This window comes from Corynebacterium urealyticum DSM 7109 (assembly GCF_000069945.1).
Classification (GTDB): Bacteria; Actinomycetota; Actinomycetes; order Mycobacteriales; family Mycobacteriaceae; genus Corynebacterium; species Corynebacterium urealyticum.
The window spans coordinates 1032142-1049712 of sequence record NC_010545.1; the positions used below are offsets into that span (position 1 = coordinate 1032142).

Here is a 17571-nt window from a genome sequence, read left to right on the forward strand (position 1 = left end):
ACAGGGGAATGCGCTCCCCGAAACGGGACACGGGGAGCAGTAAATAACCACAAACCTGGTGAAGAAAGGTAATCTTTACACCTATGAGTACAGGTAATGCAGCAATTCGTGGTGCTGAACACTTCGGAACGGTCTCTGTGGCAATGGTGACGCCATTCCACAAGGACGGGACTATCGACCTGAAGGCGGGCGTCGAGCTCGCCGGTTACCTGGTTGATAAAGGCTGCGATTCTCTCGTTCTCGCTGGTACGACCGGAGAATCTCCAACCACGACCAACGAGGAGAAGATCAACCTACTCAAGGCAGTTCGCGCTGAACTCGGCGATAGCGTCAAGCTGATCGCTGGCACCGGCACGAACAACACCGCGAGCACCATCGAACTCTCCCGGCTGTCGCAGGACGCCGGCGCAGATTCGCTGCTCGTCGTCACCCCGTACTACTCTCGACCGAGCCAGGAGGGGCTGTTTCAGCACTTCACTGCGGTTGCGGACAGCGTCGACCTCCCGATTTGCCTCTACGACATTCCGTCCCGGTCGGTCGTCCCCATCGAACTGGACACCATCCAGCGGTTGTCGGAGCACGAGAACATTCAGGCAGTCAAGGATGCCAAGGGCAAGCTTCCGGAGGCACTGCAGTTGCTGCAGAACACGGATCTGGCCTGGTACTCCGGCGATGACCCGCTGAACCTGCCGTTCCTTTCGGTCGGTGCGACGGGTTTCATTTCCGTGATCGGGCACCTGGCTGCGGACAGGCTGCGCGCCCTGCGCGACGCCTATGACCAGGGCGACCTGGCAGGCGCTCAGCAGATCGCGGCGAGCCTGGCCCCGCTGGAGCGGGCCCAGGGAAGGCTCGGGGGAGTGACGATGGTGAAGGCGGCACTGAAGCTGCGTGGCAAGGACGTTGGTGCGCCGCGCCTACCAATTTTGGAAGTAGACCCAGCCGAACTTGATCAGCTGGAACAAGACCTGCAGGATGCAGGGGTTTAAAAGGATAATATGACTGAAAATCGTTCTCGGGGACGCAAGGTAACCCGAAAGGCGGCTCCGCCGAGCGCGGAAACTGCTGCACAATCCAATGCGGGGAACGCGAGCGCTGAGCAGCAGCGCGAGCGTGCCGACAAGGCCCGCGTGAGCAACGCAGAGGCCGCGACCGTTTTCAACGACGGTGGCCAGCAGGCGACCCAGAATTCCGGTGCCGGTGAGGGCTCCGACAAGGGTGGCCAGCGCTCCGGCGGCGACAGCAATGGCGATAATAACGGCGGTAACGGCGGGGGCCGTTCCCGCAACCGCCGCTCCCGTGGCCGTGGCCGCTCGAAGGGCTCCAACAACAGCGATAAGCAGGGCGGCGATAACCGCGGTGGCCAGAACAACTCCGGTCGCGGCGGAAACAAGTCCAAGTCCGGCGACCGTAACGGTAACAACAACCGCCGTGGTCGCGGCGGGGACCGTCGTCGCGGTGCACTGCAGGCCATGCAGGGCGCTGACCTGACGAAGCGCCTCCCGGAGCCACCGGCCCTGCCCAAGGGTGGGCTGCGCATCGTGGCTCTCGGTGGTATCTCCGAAATCGGCCGCAACATGACCGTCTTCGAGTACGACGGCCGCCTGCTGCTGATCGACTGTGGCGTGCTCTTCCCATCCAGCGGTGAGCCGGGCGTGGACCTGATCCTGCCGGACTTCTCCTACCTGGACGATAAGTGGGATCGCGTCGAGGCCCTTGTGATCACCCACGGTCACGAGGACCACATCGGTGCGATCCCGTGGCTGCTGAAGCAGCGCGCGGACATCCCGATCGTCGCCTCCCGCTTCACCGCGGCGCTCATCCAGGCTAAGACCCAGGAGCACCGTCAGCGCCCGAAGATCGTCGAGGTTAACGACCAGTCTCACGTGAATTACGGTCCGTTTGACCTTCGGTTCTGGAACGTCAACCACTCCATCCCGGACTGCCTTGGCATTGCGCTGAAGACCCCGGCCGGCCTGGTGATCCACACTGGCGACATCAAGCTCGACCAGACCCCGATCGACGACCGCCCGACGGACCTGCCGGCGCTGTCGCGCTTCGGTGATGAGGGTGTGGACCTCATGCTCTGTGACTCCACCAATGCCGCAACCCCGGGCTTCTCCGGTTCTGAAGCGGACGTCGCCCCGACGCTGACCCGCCTGATCTGCGATGCGAAGCAGCGCGTGATTTTGGCATCCTTCGCCTCCAACGTGGCTCGCATCCAGTCCGCCGTGAACGCGGCGGTGGCGGCGAACCGCAAGGTGGCCTTCACCGGTCGCTCGATGATTCGCAACATGGAGATCGCAGAGCGCATGGGGTACCTGAATGCCCCGCGCGGCACCATCGTCTCCATGGACGAGGCCTCCCGCATGGCTCCGCACAAGGTAGTTCTCATCACCACCGGTACCCAGGGTGAGCCGATGGCTGCGCTGTCGCGCATGGCACGCCGGGAGCACCGCCAGATCACCGTCCGCAACGGCGACCTGATCATTCTCTCTTCCTCCCTCGTTCCGGGTAACGAGGAGGCAGTGTTCGGCGTGATCAACATGCTGTCGCAGATCGGTGCGACGGTGGTCACCAGCCGCGACGCCAATGTCCACACCTCTGGTCACGGTCTGGCAGGAGAGCTGCTGTTCCTTTACAACGCCGCGCGTCCGCGCAACGCGATGCCGGTGCACGGCGAGTGGCGCCACCTGCGCGCCAACCGCGATCTGGCTATCTCCACCGGCGTGGACCCGAAGAACGTCCCGCTCGCCCAGAACGGCGTGGTCGTGGACCTGCACAATGGACACGCGAAGGTCGTGGGTCAGATCACCGTGGGCAACCTGTACGTCGACGGAACCCGCATGGGCGACGTGGACGCGGATACTCTCGAGGACCGCACCGCGATGGCCGAGGGCGGCCTCATCGCCGTGTCTGTTGTCATCGATAACCGCACCGGCCGTCCGCTGGAGGCTCCGCACATCCAGGCCAAGGGCTTCTCTGGGGATGCCAAGGACCTGCTCAAGGAGCTCGGCGAGATCGCTGACGACGTGATGATGGACCTGGCTGGCGAAGGGGAGAATAACCCCTACCGCATGGCACAAACCCTGCGTCGCCGTCTCGCCCGCCACGTCTCCGATAAGTGGAACCGCAAGCCGCTGATCGTTCCGACCGTGGTTCCGATGACCAGCGAGATCGTTGAGGAGCTGGAGGACGCACCGTCCGTGCCTGCTCAGTAACGACTGAACTGGTTGACCGGGCCGGGGCTCGCCGTGACACACACGGTGCCCCACGGCCCGGTCTTTCTTTCGTCCCCGTCTTTTTGCCGTCCCACGGGGCAGTGGGGGAGGGAAGTTCCGTGCCCGGATAACTGGGATTCTCGCCAGGAAACCCAATGCGAGGCGTGTTGAAAGTGTTAAACATGTGACTACTGGGACTAATATGGCGGACATGTCTGTCAGAAACCGTCCCGGCACGTCGCCCTCCCGCAACCGCTCCCGGCGCTCTCCGTCTCGCCCCGGTCAGCGGGATTCTCGCCCAGCTGCGAGGCGCCGTGCCCCACGCATGGGGATCGACGAGGACCTCTCCGTCGACCCCGGTGCACCGACGGCCAAGACCGCGCGGTCGGGCGCCGGGGCCTCTGACATGGAGTTTGGTAGGACTGGCAGCGCCTACTGCGCCGTTGGCGGAAGCATCAAAACGATCGCGGATTCAGTCGCCAGCGGTATCGGTGGCGCGCTCCGGCGCCCCCGAAATGAGAATGAGGATGACGGCGCAGCCGAGACTACCTCGCACCGACCACAAACCCGCACATCGAAGAAGAAAGTAGAAGGTTTGGCCTCTCAGCAGCACGAAGACGGCACTCAGCCGCGGCGTCCCCGACGCTCGAAGTCGGCGGCGAAGGAGGTAGCGCCGGTCGAAGACACGCAGCTCGACGATGAGGGGAGCTTCTCGGATGGTCCGCGCCAGATCGGCGGTGGCTTCGACGGTCCGGCTCTCATCAGCGCCGGCGTTGCGGTAGTGCTCGGCGCTACGCTGTGGTTCAACGTTGCCGGGGCGGTCGGAAAGGCCATTGCCTACGCTCTGACCTGGGCAATCGGTGTCGGGGCTTATATTGTTCCTCTCGCGCTACTGGGGCTGGCTTGGATCCTCATGTTCGGAATCCGCACCACGCAGAGCTCCGACCTGCGCCGCGGCGTGGGGGTGGGGCTTGTCGCCGGTTCCCTGTTGGGGATCATCCATATTTTCGCTGGTTTGCCGACCAGCACCGCGGACAAGGCCGGAGCCGGCGGTATCGTCGGCCAGTTCATCGGCACGCCGATGTCCGTGGGCTTCAGCAACTATGTTGCCGTTCCCCTGTTGTTCCTCATCATGATTTACGGTGCCCTGCAGCTCACCGGTCGCACGGTCGCCGACTTCTTCGCCGGCTCCGTGTCCTGGCTGGGACTCGACGGGGCGTTCGATACGCTGCGCGAACGCTTCTCCCGGGATTCGGAAGAGGACTACGACGACGATCCCTACGGTGAAATCGATCAGCGACTCGATGAGGCTGTGGACCAGGACGATTACCTGCTGCCGGCCCGTACCCGGAAGACCTCCCCGATGGCCAACTACCCGGTGGAGGAGGAGCCTGCGCGGCCTGCCCGTCGTGCCCGTCGCCGCAATGCCCCGGCTCCACGAGCAGCCGCGCCACGGCAGCCGGAGCCACGTGCCGTCGACGACGTCGATGAGCCGCTCCCGCTTGTCTCCGATACCGATGAGACCGCGGTGCTCGACGTGGCCACTAGTCCGGAACAATCGACGCCGAGCCGCCAGGCTGCACGGACCCAGCAGCGCTCCGCGATCCCCACGCCGCGTGAGGATTCCCCGCAGGCTGAGCCTGCTACCCGACGGGACCGGGCAGAAGAGCCCGCTACCCGGCGACAGGCCGAGGAGCGCGCCGCAGGAGACAAGGCTGTCAACCAGACCCGCGAGGCCATGCGCCAGGCTATCGTCGCTCGCTCCGGCATCGATGCTGCCGCACTCGCCGCTGACAAGGCCGAAGGGCAGAACGAGAACGGGGACGCCACTGCGTCGGGGGCGTCTTCGTCCCCAGCCACGCAGCATGGAGCGGAAGGCCGCTACGTCCTGCCGTCCACCGAACTGCTGATCCCGGGCGAGCCGGCGAAGGAGCGCAGCGACGCCAACGACCGGATGATCGACGCGATCACGGAGGTCTTCGAGGAATTCAACGTCGACGCCCACGTCACCGGTTTCCAGCGAGGCCCGACGGTCACCCGCTACGAGATCGAGCTCGGCCCCGGCGTGAAGGTCTCTAAGATTACGAATCTGCAGTCCAACCTCGCCTACGCGGTGGCCACGGATAACGTCCGGCTGCTGACCCCGATCCCGGGCAAGTCCGCCGTCGGCATCGAGGTGCCGAACTCCGACCGCGAGATGGTTCGCCTCGGCGACGTGCTGGGCTCCGCGGACGTCGTGGCGAACCAGGACCCGATGCTCATCGGCCTCGGCAAGAACATCGAGGGCGACTTCGTGGGGCACTCCTTGCAGAAGATGCCACACCTGCTGGTTGCCGGTTCCACCGGCTCCGGTAAGTCCGCGTTCGTGAACTCTATGCTGGTCTCCCTGCTCACCCGCGCCACACCAGAGGACGTCCGCCTCATTCTCATCGACCCGAAGATGGTGGAGCTGACGCCATACGAGGGCATCCCGCACCTCATCACTCCGATCATCACCCAGCCGAAGAAGGCAGCCGCCGCGCTGACCTGGCTGGTGGAGGAGATGGAGCAGCGGTACATGGACATGAAGGCCACCCGCGTGCGTCACATCAAGGACTTCAACCGCAAGGTCAAGTCCGGGGAGATCACCACCCCGCTGGGCTCGGAGCGCGAATACCGCCCGTACCCGTACATCGTCTGTGTGGTTGACGAGCTCGCGGACCTCATGATGACCGCCCCGCGCGAGATCGAGGACGCCATCGTCCGCATCACCCAGAAGGCGCGAGCCGCCGGTATCCACCTGGTCCTGGCGACCCAACGCCCGTCCGTGGACGTCGTCACGGGTCTGATCAAGACGAACGTGCCGTCCCGACTGGCCTTCGCGACGAGCTCCCTGACCGACTCCCGCGTGATCCTCGATCAGGCAGGCGCCGAGAAGCTCATCGGCATGGGCGACGGGCTGTTCATCCCTCAGGGTGCTCCTCGTCCGATTCGCATGCAGGGAGCCTTCGTCACCGACGAGGAGATCTTCGACGTCGTCGAGGCCGCCAAGGCGCAGGCAGAGCCGGACTACACCGAGGGAGTCACCGAGGATAAGTCCGCCGAAGCGAAGAAGAACATCGACGCCGACATCGGCGACGACCTCGAGGACCTCATCCAGGCAGTCGAGCTGGTCGTGACGTCTCAGTTCGGCTCGACGTCCATGTTGCAGCGTAAGCTCCGCATCGGTTTCGCCAAGGCCGGCCGACTGATGGATCTCATGGAGACCCGCGGAGTTGTGGGCCCCTCCGAGGGATCCAAGGCCCGCGAGGTGCTGGTCAAGCCGGAGGAACTCGACACCATCATCTGGATGATCAAGGGCGCCGATCCGGAAGACGCCCCGAAGGAGATCGTCGAGGAGGACAAGGGCCTCGAAGATTCCGATGACTCGGGACCGGCGGCTTCGTCCACCATCGACTCGGCCGACGACGGTGGCGACGAAGACACCCAGACGCGCGTTATTCCCGCCAACCCGCCCTCGGGGGCCTTCTAAGACCTGCACTCGCGGTGGCCTGAGCTGGGGTTTCCGTCCCCGGTCTGGTCGCTGGTGTAGCATTACACTTGATGGAGGGGAGTACCCCATTCCACGGAGTCGGTCGTCAACACGGCGGAGCGGCGGCGAGCAGGGGATCAACCCTGCCGGCGCGGAACTCACCCGGCCACTCCGGTCAGGCTCGTTAAGCCTGGCGGGGGAGACCTCCGGTCATTGAACACGCTTTAAGGGCCGGAGGGACCAATGGAAGTTAATGCTTTAACCTGGGGCATCACGATTGTGGTGGTGCTCGGATTCTTTGTTTTCGATTTCTTCACTCACGTGCGCACGCCGCATGAGCCGACGCTGAAGGAATCCGCACTCTGGTCGGCGTTTTACGTTGGCCTGGCGATGGTCTTCGGGGTGTTCCTCTGGTTCACCTGGGGTGAGCCGGGCAACCCCCACCAGCACGGGCTGGAATTCTTTGCCGGCTACATCACCGAGAAGGCACTCAGCATCGATAACCTGTTCATCTTCTCGCTGATCCTCACCACGTTTAAGATCCCACGTAAGTACCAACAGAAGGTGCTGCTCGCCGGCATCCTCATGGCGCTTTTCCTGCGCGGTATTTTTATCTGGCTCGGTGCGGCGGCGATCGCCCGCTGGTCCGATGTGTTCTACCTCTTCGGCATCTTCCTTCTATGGACCGCCGCGAAGCTGGCCTACGACGAGGTCACCGGCGCCGATGAGACTGACCTCAACGACATGAAGATCATCCGGATCCTGCGCAAAGCAGTGCCGGTGACAGACAAGGTTGACTCAGACCGCCTCTTCGTTCGGAAGGACGGTGCGACCGGCGCCGTCGACGGAAAGAAGAAGTCTTCCGGCAAGGGGCGCCTCGTGGTGACCCCGCTGTTCGTCGCGCTGCTGGCCATCGGCTTCATCGATGTGCTCTTCGCGCTGGATTCGATCCCCGCGATCTACGGCATCACCAGCGAGCCCTACATCGTCTTCACCGCCAATGCATTGGCCCTGATGGGGCTGCGGCAGCTGTTCTTCCTGCTGGACGGGCTGCTGGAAAAGCTGGTCTACCTCTCTTACGGGCTGTCCATCATCCTGGCCTTCATCGGCGTGAAGCTGGTGCTGCACGCGTTGCACGAGAACAACCTGCCGTTTATCAACGGCGGGGGCAACGTCTCCGTCCCGGAGGTTTCCGTAGAGTTCTCCCTGATTTTCATCGTCTTGACGCTGGTCGTCACGACCGTGCTGAGCCTCACGGTGGGGAAGAAGGCCCAGCAGGATCAGCCTTCGGTGACAGAGGATTCCGAGCCCGAACATGCCGGCGATGCCGGTTTCGGTAAAGATCCTGCAGGTAGGTAGAATTACCAGCGTGAAGACAACAGTGGAGCGGAACACGCAACCAGATACGCTGAGCGCATTTGGTCGTTTTGTGCGTCGCTTTAACGTCCCGAACGTCCTCACGACCATCCGCATCCTGCTGATCCCCATCTTCTTGTGGACGATCGCAGGAACGGGGGCGTGGCAGGATGTCGACGCCGCACGGGCGGACCGTTGGTGGGCGCTCGTCGTCTTTTTGCTGCTGATGGTGACCGACCAGCTGGACGGTTACCTTGCCCGCAAGTACGAGGTGATCACCGACTTCGGTAAGCTCGCTGATCCGATTGCGGACAAGCTACTGATGCTTGCGGCGTTCATCAGCCTGAACCTGCTGGGCGAGCTGTGGTGGACGGTTACCGCTGTGATCGTCGTTCGCGAGCTCGGCATCACGCTGTGGCGGCTGGTTCTCGCTCGGCGGGGGCTGGTGGTTCCGGCCTCCAAGGGTGGGAAGCTCAAAACCGTGCTGCAGACGCTTGCCGTCGCGCTGTACATCATGCCGCTGGCAGGTGTGGTCGCCTGGATTGGGCACGGGGTCATGGCCCTGGCTGTCGCGGTCACCGTGGTGACTGGACTGCAGTACCTGGTGGACTCCCGGAAACAGAACTAGTCGAGAGGGCTGGGCAGGATCGTGGAGCAGGTTGGGGAAGACTCGCTGGAAGCGCTCCGCGCGCAGGCTGCGGAGCTATCCGCCCAGGTGATCGACACCTGCCGAGAACGAGGCTGGACGCTAGCCACCGCTGAATCCCTCACTGCGGGGATGCTCGCCGCATGCATCGCCGATACTCCGGGGGCCTCAGCCGTGCTGCGCGGTGGTCTGGTGGTGTACGCGACGGACCTCAAAGCCACGCTGGCGGGGGTGGACCGGGAGCTGCTGCACAAGCGCGGCCCCGTCGATCCCGCCGTGGCGGTCCAGCTGTCCAAGGGTGCGGCGCAGCGTTGCGGGGCGAGCATTGGCATCGGGCTGACCGGTGTGGCGGGGCCGGATGGACAGGACGGCCATTCGGTCGGCGAGGTGCATATTGGAATGACGGTACCTGCGGGAGCTGGGGGAACGACGGTACGTACCCTGGATCTCGGAACCCGGCCACGCGCCGTGATCCGGCAGCTCGCTGTGAATGGTGCGCTGGAGATGATCCTCGGGATTGCCGGCGACGGGAACAAATAGTTCGCCAGGATCGTTAGAGGTAGTGATGGTAGAAAATATTTTGCTGCTAGATTCCCCCTCGCGCAGTCCAGAGGCTTCCCGCGGGAGCGCTCAGCGACCTTATTCCTCGGAGAAGCTGGATGACTTCAGCGCGGAACACGTGTTGGAGCAGAACTGGGATGCGTCCATGCCGATGGCGCCCAGTGACGAGCCGTTGCTACGAGAAGCTCTCGGTGCGACGCTGCGTGACACGCGTCGACAGACAGGGTTCACCCTCCGCGAGCTTGCCAAGCTCGCCAATGTCAGCCCCGGTTATCTTTCGGAGCTGGAGCGGGGGCGCAAGGAAGTATCTTCTGAGCTGCTCGCAAGCGTGTGCCACGCCATGGGGATTAGCGTCGCTTCGGCGATCCTCGAGGCAGCGTCCATGATGACCCTTGATGCGGCAGCAGCTGAACTGGCTTCGTCGATGGCGCGCGTGAACTAACCGATATTCGCAGCCCAGATGCTGCTAAAATTAGCGCAGATGAGGCTCGTCTCCCATGGGGCGGGCAAAACTTTTGTCGATAGTTATCCCCAAGGAGTGCAGTCCGCATGGCAAATCCCTTCACTAAGGCGTGGAAGTACCTCATGGCTCTCTTCGACTCCAAGATTGAAGAGAATGCGGATCCGAAGATCCAGATTGAGCAGGCCATCCAGGAAGCTCAGCGCCAGCACCAGGCGCTGTCTCAGCAGGCAGCAGCGGTCATCGGTAACCAGCGTCAACTGGAAATGAAGCTCAACCGCCAGCTGGCTGAGGTGGAGAAGCTCCAGGACAACACGCGCCAGGCGCTGAAGCTCGCGGATGATGCGCAGAGCAACGGTGACGCCGCGAAGGCTGCTGAATATAACAACGCAGCAGAAGCTTTCGCCGCCCAGCTGGTGACAGCGGAGCAGTCCGTGGAGGACCTCAAGGGCCTTCACGACCAGTCGCTGCAGCAGGCTAACCAGGCGAAGCAGGCCGTTGAGCGCAACGCTATGCAGCTGCAGCAGAAGGTGGCCGAGCGGACCAAGCTGCTCAGCCAGCTGGAGCAGGCCAAGATGCAGGAGAAGGTAGCGGAATCTCTGCAGGCGATGAACCAGTCCGTCTCCGGCTCTTCGCCGAACCTTGACCAGGTGCGGGAGAAGATCGAGGGCCGCTACGCGCGTGCGTTGGGCCAGGCGGAGCTTGCCCAGAACTCGGTGCAGGGGCGCATGGCGGACATCAACCAGGCCAGCACCCAGCTCGCGGGGCATTCCCGCCTCGAGCAGATCCGCTCGGAGATGCGTAAGGAGCAGGGCCAGCTCAGCGATTCGCCCCAGAAGTCCATCGACGCCGGTTCCACCGGGGCTGCTGGCGCTGCACAGTCTGCCGACCAGCAGGCACAGCCGAATGCGGACGCTGTTGCCGAGCGTATGCGCCAACTGCGCGAAGGGAACTAAGCCTTTCTTCAGCCGGGCGACTAGTCGCCCACCCCGCGCGCCTGCAGCGCCTCGCCGACTTCCCGGCCGCGAAGCAACGTGCGGATCACCAGGGGGATCCCCAAGGCCCGGGCGGAGAACTTTCCGCCTCGGGCCTGTTGTGCTTCTACCACCTCATTGATGGTGCGCAGCTGGAGGGGGATCATGTGGATCGTCAGGCTGATTGCCAGGGAAATCTTGTCCACTGGCAGACCGACGGCAGCTGCCGGGGCGAGCGCCCGCTCCACGGCTCGTTGGAGGTCGGAGACCTTGGTGGTCATCGTCAACATGATTGCGACGGAGACCGAGGCCCAGAGCACCAGGAAACGCACCAGGGCCTCATCCAGCCCGCTGCGCCACCACGTCAATGCGCCGAAGGCGAGCAGAATGATGAGAACCGGGGTGAGCTGGCGCACTGCGGTGCGCCAGGGGATTCTTGCCAGTGCGTAGGCGATCACCGCTGCCACCACACAACCCGCGCCAGCCTCTAACGTCTTCGCGAAAATTGCAGCGAGCACGAGAAAGGCAATGAGCCCCGTCAGTTTCACACCGGCGGGCAGCCTATGGATGAGCGATCCCGTCGGGATGTAGAGAACCGGGGCAGCCGTGTTGATGCGGGGCAGTCTCACAGCATGCACGTCCGGTAGTCCGAGAGCACAGTAGTGACAGAACCACCGTCGGCACTATCAGCCCGGATACGGCCCTCGTCGATCCAGATGACCCTATCGAAACCCTCGAAAAGCTCTAGATCATGCGAGACCACGATCAGCTGTTGCTCCAAGGCAGCGAGAGTGCGAGCGATACGTTGGCGGTTGCGCAGGTCGAGCAGTGTGGTTGGCTCGTCGGCGATGATGAGGTGCGGGCGCATCACGAGGATCGATGCCAACCCCAGGAGTTGTTTTTCTCCACCGGAAAGGGTGTGGGGTGACTGGTTTTCCTTGCCCGCCAGCCCCAACTGGTCGAGGATCTCGCCCACTGCCGCGCGCTTGTCCTGGCGGCTCAGCTTCTTGCCCCGTAGAGAGAACCCGACGTCCTCGGCGACGGTAGGCATGATGATCTGGTTATCCGCGTTGGAAAACAGGAAGCCCACCTGGCGGCGGATCTCGCCGGCGCGCTTCGCCGTGGAGAGCCCATCGACGGTGACTTCGCCTTCGTCGGGAATGTTGAGCCCGTTAATGCACCGCACCAGTGAGGACTTCCCGGAGCCGTTGGCGCCGATGATGCCGATGCGGTGCTCAGAGAGGTGGAGGTTGATCGAATCAAGAATCGGCGGGGCATCGGGAGAGCGGCCGATACCCCGCAACGTGAGGTCACGGAACTCGATGAGTGGCATGGGCTGAGGGGAAAACTAGTTGCGAGAACGCAGGTTGGCGGCCGGAACCAGATGAGGCACTGCGCGGAAGACACCGAAGGCGATGACCGCCGCGGCGATGCACTTAATCAGATCGGGCAGGATAAACGGCGTGTTAGACACCAGGGCGCCCGGGAAATCCAGGCCCAGCCGGAACATCAGGCCGACGGAGCCGAAGAGGTACATCACGGCCACGCCGAGCACACCAGCAAGAGTCAGCCCAACGATGGAAGCCCAGCTCTGGCCGGGCTGGGCAGCGCGGTTTTGGCGGCCAAGGATTGTCTGAGAGATTGCACCGACGATGAAGGCTGCGAAAATATAGCCCACGATATAGCCGATGCTCGGGCCGGAAATCGCGGAAATCGTGGGGCTCCAGCCAGCGAGGTTGGGCACGCCCACGAGGCCGACGCCGACGAAAAGACTGATGGATAGCCCACCACGGAGGCAGCCGAGAATCATGGCGGTGAGGATAACGCCCATGTTCTGGAGAACGATCGGCACACCGGTGAAGCCGACTGGAATGGATACGGCGCCGAGCGCGATGGTCAGGGCGGCAAATGCGACGATCGCGCCGAGATCGCGGACATTGAGAGTTTTCATCGATGGACATATTAACAAGTCATTGAACAAAACTTCCCGTTTTGTTCAACTATTTTTGTGCTAGCGTCCGGGCATGAGAAGAACCGAGTTTGACCGGCTTATCGCGGGCGAGTTTGGCGCCACCTACGGTGGCTGGATCGTGGAAAGCCACGTCTTGTCCAGGCTTGGCAGGACTGCCGAAGAGGCGATCGAGGCAGGCGAAGAGCCACGAAATGTGTGGTGGGAGCTCTGCCGCGACTTTGAAATTCCCGAAGAGCGGATGCTCGGGGAGGATGACTGAAGCATCCTGGGGGGGGCTAGATTGTTGCCACATTTGCGTTGTTAGCACGCGGGATGAGGGGGCGGGGAGCCCGGGAAAGATCGTGGCGTGCCGTTCGGATAAATCGAACAAAGGTTCGTGTAATCTGGGGCGAGGTAATGGGTGGCGCGATGTGTGTCTGCCCAGTGTCCTATAACTAAACCCCAACAACGTGCCAGTACTTCATGCTCCTGTGGATAGCCACGATCGCTGCCCACAGCGAGTCCAGGTGGACGAGACGATGTCCGCTGCGGGTGATAGAACTAGCCCCAAGCGGAAGGCGCGAGCTTTCGTCCCAGCCACGCGGATGCGCGGCGAGGTGACGCCACGTTGGCGGCTTGAATTTATAAAGACCAGAACGAAAATACAGACGCGAAAACAAGGAGAGTGTCATGGCACCAAAGAAGAAGGCCACCACGGCGGCACAGAAGGATCGATCCAAGGCTCTCGATCTGGCAATGGCCCAGATCGAGAAGGATTTCGGTAAGGGGGCGATCATGCGTCTGGGCGATGAAAATCGCCCACCCATTAGCGCAATCCCGTCGGGCAATATCGCCATCAATGTTGCTCTGGGTATTGGAGGGTTCCCGCGTGGCCGTGTCGTAGAGATTTACGGGCCAGAGTCCTCGGGTAAGACCACCGTCGCGCTGCACGCCATTGCTGAAGCCCAGAAGGGCGGCGGCATTGCAGCCTTCATTGATGCCGAGCACGCGCTCGACCCGGAGTACGCCAAGGCGCTGGGCGTGGATACGGATGCGCTATTGGTCTCCCAGCCGGATACGGGTGAACAGGCCCTCGAGATTGCGGACATGCTGGTGCGCTCTGGCGCGATCGATATGGTCGTCATTGACTCCGTTGCAGCGCTGACCCCCAAGGCGGAGATCGACGGCGAAATGGGAGACTCTCACGTGGGTCTCCAGGCTCGACTGATGAGCCAGGCCCTTCGCAAGATGACCAGCGCGCTGTACCAGACCGGTACGACTGCGATCTTTATTAACCAGCTGCGTGAGAAGATCGGCGTGATGTTCGGCTCCCCGGAGACGACCACCGGCGGTAAGGCCCTGAAGTTCTACGCCTCCGTTCGCTGCGACATCCGCCGCATCCAGGCGTTGAAGGATGGCCAGGATGTGGTGGGTAACCGCACCCGCTTGAAGATCGTCAAGAATAAGGTCTCGCCGCCGTTCAAAATCGCCGAGTTCGACATCCTCTACGGTGAGGGAATCTCCCGAGAGGGCTCGATCCTCGACCTCGGCGTGGACGCCGGGATTATTAAGAAGTCGGGATCTTGGTTCACCTATGAGGGCGAACAGCTCGGTCAGGGCAAGGAAAAGGCTCGAGACTTCCTGAAGTCGAACCCCGAGCTGGCCGAACAGCTGGATGACCGCATCATGCAGGAGCTCAAGGTTGGCCCCTACGCCAAGGCGAAGGACGAGCCGATCGCCGATGAGGATCAGCCAATCGACGTGGTGCCCAATTTTGATGACCAAGACGTCGAGCCGCAGAACTAGGCCCTGCCGTGACTAAAGGCAACACAGCCGACCACGTGACAACGGCCGGGGATACTCCGGATAACCGGGAACAAAAGATCGCCGCGCTGCGGCAGGCAATTGAATCCTGGACGCAGGGGAGCGGTAGCCAGCTCATCGATCGAGAGAAGGAGGAGGCTCTCGCCCCGGTGATCAACCGGGCGCAAAGCCTCATTAACCACCGTCCGCGCTCTGTGGCGGAGCTCGAGGAGCGGCTGCTTAAACAGGATTATGCTCCGGAACTCGTCAGGGAAGTCGTCGACCGCTGCCAGCGCAACGGCATGCTTAATGACGGCGAGTTCGCGCGGCTCTGGGTCGAGCAAAGAAGCAGGAACCAAAAGAAATCTGTCGCTGTGCTGCGCCGTGAGCTCCGGGACAAGGGGGTCGCCGAGCGCCACATCGACGCCGCTGTGGAACTCGTCGATGCGGAAGATCAGGACGCGATTATGCGTGGCCTGATCGATAAGAAGGCCGCGAGCATCCGTGCTGTGCCTGCTGACCGCGCGGAATACAATAAATTCCTCAAGCGAGTGGTAGGGGTCGCTGCCCGCCGCGGTTTTCCCGCGGGGACCAGCCTGGCATACGCCCGTGAGGCGCTGGACCAGCAGCTCGCAGAGCTTAAATCTGGTTAGCCTGGGGGCCGGTGTGCCGGGCTGTGGCGGGCGTGACACGGTTCGTGTTCACTCTCGCCCTGGGGGTAGGATCTGCACACGTGACTCACGCTATGAAGAAGAAAACTTCAGTATCCGAGCAGCCCGAACAGCGCACCTATGAGGTCCGCACCTTCGGCTGCCAGATGAACGTTCATGATTCCGAGCGCCTCTCCGGGCTCCTCGAGGACTCGGGCTACCAGCCTGCGGCCAACGGTGAGGAACCCGACGTCCTCGTCTTCAACACCTGCGCGGTGCGGGAAAACGCGGACAACCGGCTCTACGGAACCCTCGCCATGGTCAAGCCTATGAAGGACCGCAATCCCGGCATGCAGATCGCCGTTGGCGGCTGTATGGCGCAGAAGGATAAGGATGCGGTGGTCGACCGCGCGCCTTGGGTGGACGTCGTGTTCGGCACCCACAATATCGGCTCGCTGCCCACACTGCTGGAGCGTTCCGCGCACAACCAGCGGGCAGAGGTCGAGATCCTCGACTCCCTCGAGGAGTTCCCTTCCGTGCTCCCGGCAAAGCGGGAATCCGCTTACTCGGGTTGGGTATCGGTCTCTGTTGGCTGCAATAACACCTGCACGTTCTGCATCGTGCCCTCGCTGCGAGGCAAGGAGCAGGATCGTCGGCCAGGGGAGATCCTGGCTGAGGTTCAGGCCCTGGTTGACCAGGGCGTGCAGGAGGTGACCCTGCTGGGGCAGAACGTCAATGCCTACGGCGTGAATTTCGCCGACGAGGACCTGCCGCGGGATAGGGGCGCTTTTGCCAAGCTGTTGCGCGCTTGCGGTGAGATTGAGGGGCTCGAGAGGCTGCGTTTCACCAGCCCACACCCTGCTGAGTTCACCGACGACGTCATTGATGCGATGGCCGAGACTCCCAACGTCTGCCCTCAGCTTCACATGCCGCTGCAGTCCGGCTCCGACCGCATCCTCAAGGAGATGCGTCGCTCCTACCGCTCGAAGAAATTCCTGGGAATCTTGGACAAGGTCCGCGAGCGTATTCCGCACGCAGCCATCACCACTGACATCATTGTGGGATTCCCCGGCGAAACGGAAGAGGACTTTCAGGCGACCCTCGACGTCGTCGAGAAGGCGCGCTTCTCATGCGCGTTTACCTTCCAGTACTCGCCACGCCCCGGTACCCCGGCAGCTACCATGCCAGACCAGATTCCAAAGGCCGTCGTCCAGGAGCGTTACGAACGCCTCATCGCACTGCAAGAGCGCATTCAGGCTGAGGACAACAAGGAACTGGTTGGCACGACTCAGGAACTGCTGGTCCAGGAGACCGGTGGGCGCAAGGACGCCCAGCGCCACCGCATGTCTGGCCGTGCCCGGGACGGCAGGCTCGTGCACTTCACCCCAAGCGAAGACGTTCGTCCTGGCGATATAGTTGAAGTCACGATTACCGACGCCCGTCCGTTCTTCCTGATTGCGGACGGTCCACTTGTCAACCACCGGTTGACCAAGGCCGGCGACATGTCTGGTGCTGGCCAGACCCCGACCACCGCGCCGATCGGGGTGAGCCTCGGCGTACCCACCATCGGTATTAAGCCCCAGGCTGATGCAACCGCGGCGCCCAAAAACGTCCACGAAGGGTGTGGCTGTGACTAAAAAGAACGACGCGAATTCCGTCGATGTAACGCAAGGGAGCAAAGCCGGCGTAGGCCGAAATACCGAGGAAACTCGGCGCAAGGACCCGCTGGCCGCCTACCGAGGCGACCTCACCGCTGCCGAGGAGAAGGCCGCGAAGATGGTCGACTACCGCCAGCAGCTGCCGGGCATGGCCCTCGGCCTCATGTTGGTGCTCGTCTCTCTTTTCCTACCGCACTCCCGCGACGTGCTGGGTATCGACGTGCTTTTCAACTCGCCGACCGCACAGAAGTTCCAGATCACCATGCCGGAACGGGTGTACGTCACTCTCGCCGTTCTGGGCGGCATCATGCTGACCATCGGCACAATCGTCTCTCGATCCTGGCTGGTGGCCTGGGTCAACTGGGCTTTCGCAGGTGTTGGCTGGTGGTATAGCGTGTTCGCGATTTGGATGCGCCAATCTCGCCCGGTCACTGACCCCGCCGGACCGCCTTCTTATGGCTTGGTTATTGGTGCGATCGGCATGACGATCCTGTTTGTGATGATTACGTGGGTACTGTTCCGCCGCAACCCGTTGCAGCGCGCGCTCGCGGCCGCTCGCCGCGAGGAGGCACACCGTTCCGCTGAGGCGCAGGCTGCCCAGCAGCGCCTGCGCACAGGCGTCGAGGAATGGCCGAAGGCTGAACTCGAGGACATCGTTGATGATCGCCGCGCTCGTGCAAAGCAACGCCGCCGCACAACCGACGGTGATCAGAACACCGAGGGCTAGCGAGCTAAAGACAAGCCCTCGGTCTTGACGTAGAACATTGGCTGAAGGGGGGCTTA

General features: G+C 62.7%; 16 protein-coding genes. 13 read left to right on the forward strand and 3 right to left on the reverse strand.

The annotated features are described in order from the left end of the window. Positions 1-83: 83 nt before the first annotated feature. The 8 genes from dapA (at position 84) to CU_RS04360 (ending at position 10708) form a co-directional block, all read left to right on the forward strand. Entirely contained in the window at positions 84-986 is a 903-nt protein-coding gene (dapA, locus tag CU_RS04325) for a 4-hydroxy-tetrahydrodipicolinate synthase (RefSeq protein WP_012360111.1), read from the forward strand. A gap of 9 nt (positions 987-995) precedes the next feature. Next, complete coding sequence (locus CU_RS04330) at positions 996-3218, forward strand: ribonuclease J (protein ID WP_012360112.1); 2223 nt, start codon at positions 996-998, stop codon at positions 3216-3218. A gap of 202 nt (positions 3219-3420) precedes the next feature. After that, positions 3421-6729, forward strand: a complete 3309-nt coding sequence (locus CU_RS04335; RefSeq protein ID WP_012360113.1) for a DNA translocase FtsK — start codon at positions 3421-3423, stop codon at positions 6727-6729. A 243-nt stretch (positions 6730-6972) separates the two neighbouring features. Further along, on the forward strand, positions 6973-8088 hold the full coding sequence (locus tag CU_RS04340) for a TerC family protein (RefSeq protein ID WP_012360114.1): 1116 nt from the start codon (positions 6973-6975) through the stop codon (positions 8086-8088). A 10-nt stretch (positions 8089-8098) separates the two neighbouring features. Next, positions 8099-8713 carry a CDP-diacylglycerol--glycerol-3-phosphate 3-phosphatidyltransferase gene (gene pgsA / locus CU_RS04345; RefSeq protein ID WP_012360115.1) on the forward strand — a complete coding sequence of 205 codons (615 nt, stop codon included), beginning with the start codon at positions 8099-8101 and terminating at the stop codon, positions 8711-8713. Between the two features lie 21 nt (positions 8714-8734). Continuing rightward, the gene (locus CU_RS04350; RefSeq protein ID WP_012360116.1) at positions 8735-9271 is read left to right on the forward strand and encodes a CinA family protein; all 537 of its coding nucleotides are present in this window, start codon (positions 8735-8737) and stop codon (positions 9269-9271) included. A gap of 166 nt (positions 9272-9437) precedes the next feature. Then, positions 9438-9734 (forward strand): helix-turn-helix domain-containing protein, encoded by a 297-nt coding sequence (locus CU_RS04355; RefSeq protein ID WP_231837780.1) that lies wholly within the window; start codon positions 9438-9440, stop codon positions 9732-9734. Between the two features lie 107 nt (positions 9735-9841). Beyond that, the gene (locus tag CU_RS04360; protein ID WP_012360118.1) at positions 9842-10708 is read left to right on the forward strand and encodes a PspA/IM30 family protein; all 867 of its coding nucleotides are present in this window, start codon (positions 9842-9844) and stop codon (positions 10706-10708) included. A gap of 20 nt (positions 10709-10728) precedes the next feature. Here CU_RS04360 and CU_RS04365 read toward each other — a convergent pair whose 3' ends face one another. Genes CU_RS04365 through CU_RS04375 form a run of 3 tightly spaced genes read right to left on the reverse strand, consistent with a single transcriptional unit; the run spans position 10729 to position 12707 of the window. Next, positions 10729-11364, reverse strand: coding sequence for an energy-coupling factor transporter transmembrane component T family protein (locus CU_RS04365; protein WP_012360119.1), 636 nt, complete (start codon positions 11362-11364; stop codon positions 10729-10731). Continuing rightward, positions 11352-12059, reverse strand: a complete 708-nt coding sequence (locus CU_RS04370; RefSeq protein WP_012360120.1) for an energy-coupling factor ABC transporter ATP-binding protein — start codon at positions 12057-12059, stop codon at positions 11352-11354. The genes CU_RS04365 and CU_RS04370 overlap by 13 nt, the downstream gene beginning before the upstream one ends. Before the next feature lie 15 nt (positions 12060-12074). Beyond that, positions 12075-12707, reverse strand: coding sequence for a biotin transporter BioY (locus CU_RS04375; RefSeq protein WP_012360121.1), 633 nt, complete (start codon positions 12705-12707; stop codon positions 12075-12077). 43 nt (positions 12708-12750) lie between these two features. On the opposite strand from CU_RS04375, the gene CU_RS04380 reads away from it, so the two are divergent. The 5 genes from CU_RS04380 to CU_RS04400 all read left to right on the forward strand — a co-directional run bounded on the left by CU_RS04380 (position 12751) and on the right by CU_RS04400 (position 17515). Next, positions 12751-12957, forward strand: a complete 207-nt coding sequence (locus CU_RS04380) for a DUF3046 domain-containing protein (protein WP_012360122.1) — start codon at positions 12751-12753, stop codon at positions 12955-12957. Between the two features lie 410 nt (positions 12958-13367). Beyond that, positions 13368-14483, forward strand: a complete 1116-nt coding sequence (gene recA / locus CU_RS04385; protein ID WP_012360123.1) for a recombinase RecA — start codon at positions 13368-13370, stop codon at positions 14481-14483. Between the two features lie 8 nt (positions 14484-14491). Then, complete coding sequence (gene recX / locus CU_RS04390; RefSeq protein WP_012360124.1) at positions 14492-15133, forward strand: recombination regulator RecX; 642 nt, start codon at positions 14492-14494, stop codon at positions 15131-15133. A gap of 11 nt (positions 15134-15144) precedes the next feature. Beyond that, entirely contained in the window at positions 15145-16767 is a 1623-nt protein-coding gene (gene miaB, locus CU_RS04395) for a tRNA (N6-isopentenyl adenosine(37)-C2)-methylthiotransferase MiaB (RefSeq protein WP_012360125.1), read from the forward strand. Beyond that, a complete protein-coding gene (locus CU_RS04400) occupies positions 16760-17515 on the forward strand; it encodes an Rv2732c family membrane protein (protein WP_012360126.1) in 756 nt (251 codons plus the stop codon). Before miaB ends, CU_RS04400 begins: the two co-directional genes overlap by 8 nt. The last annotated feature ends 56 nt before the right edge of the window (positions 17516-17571 follow it).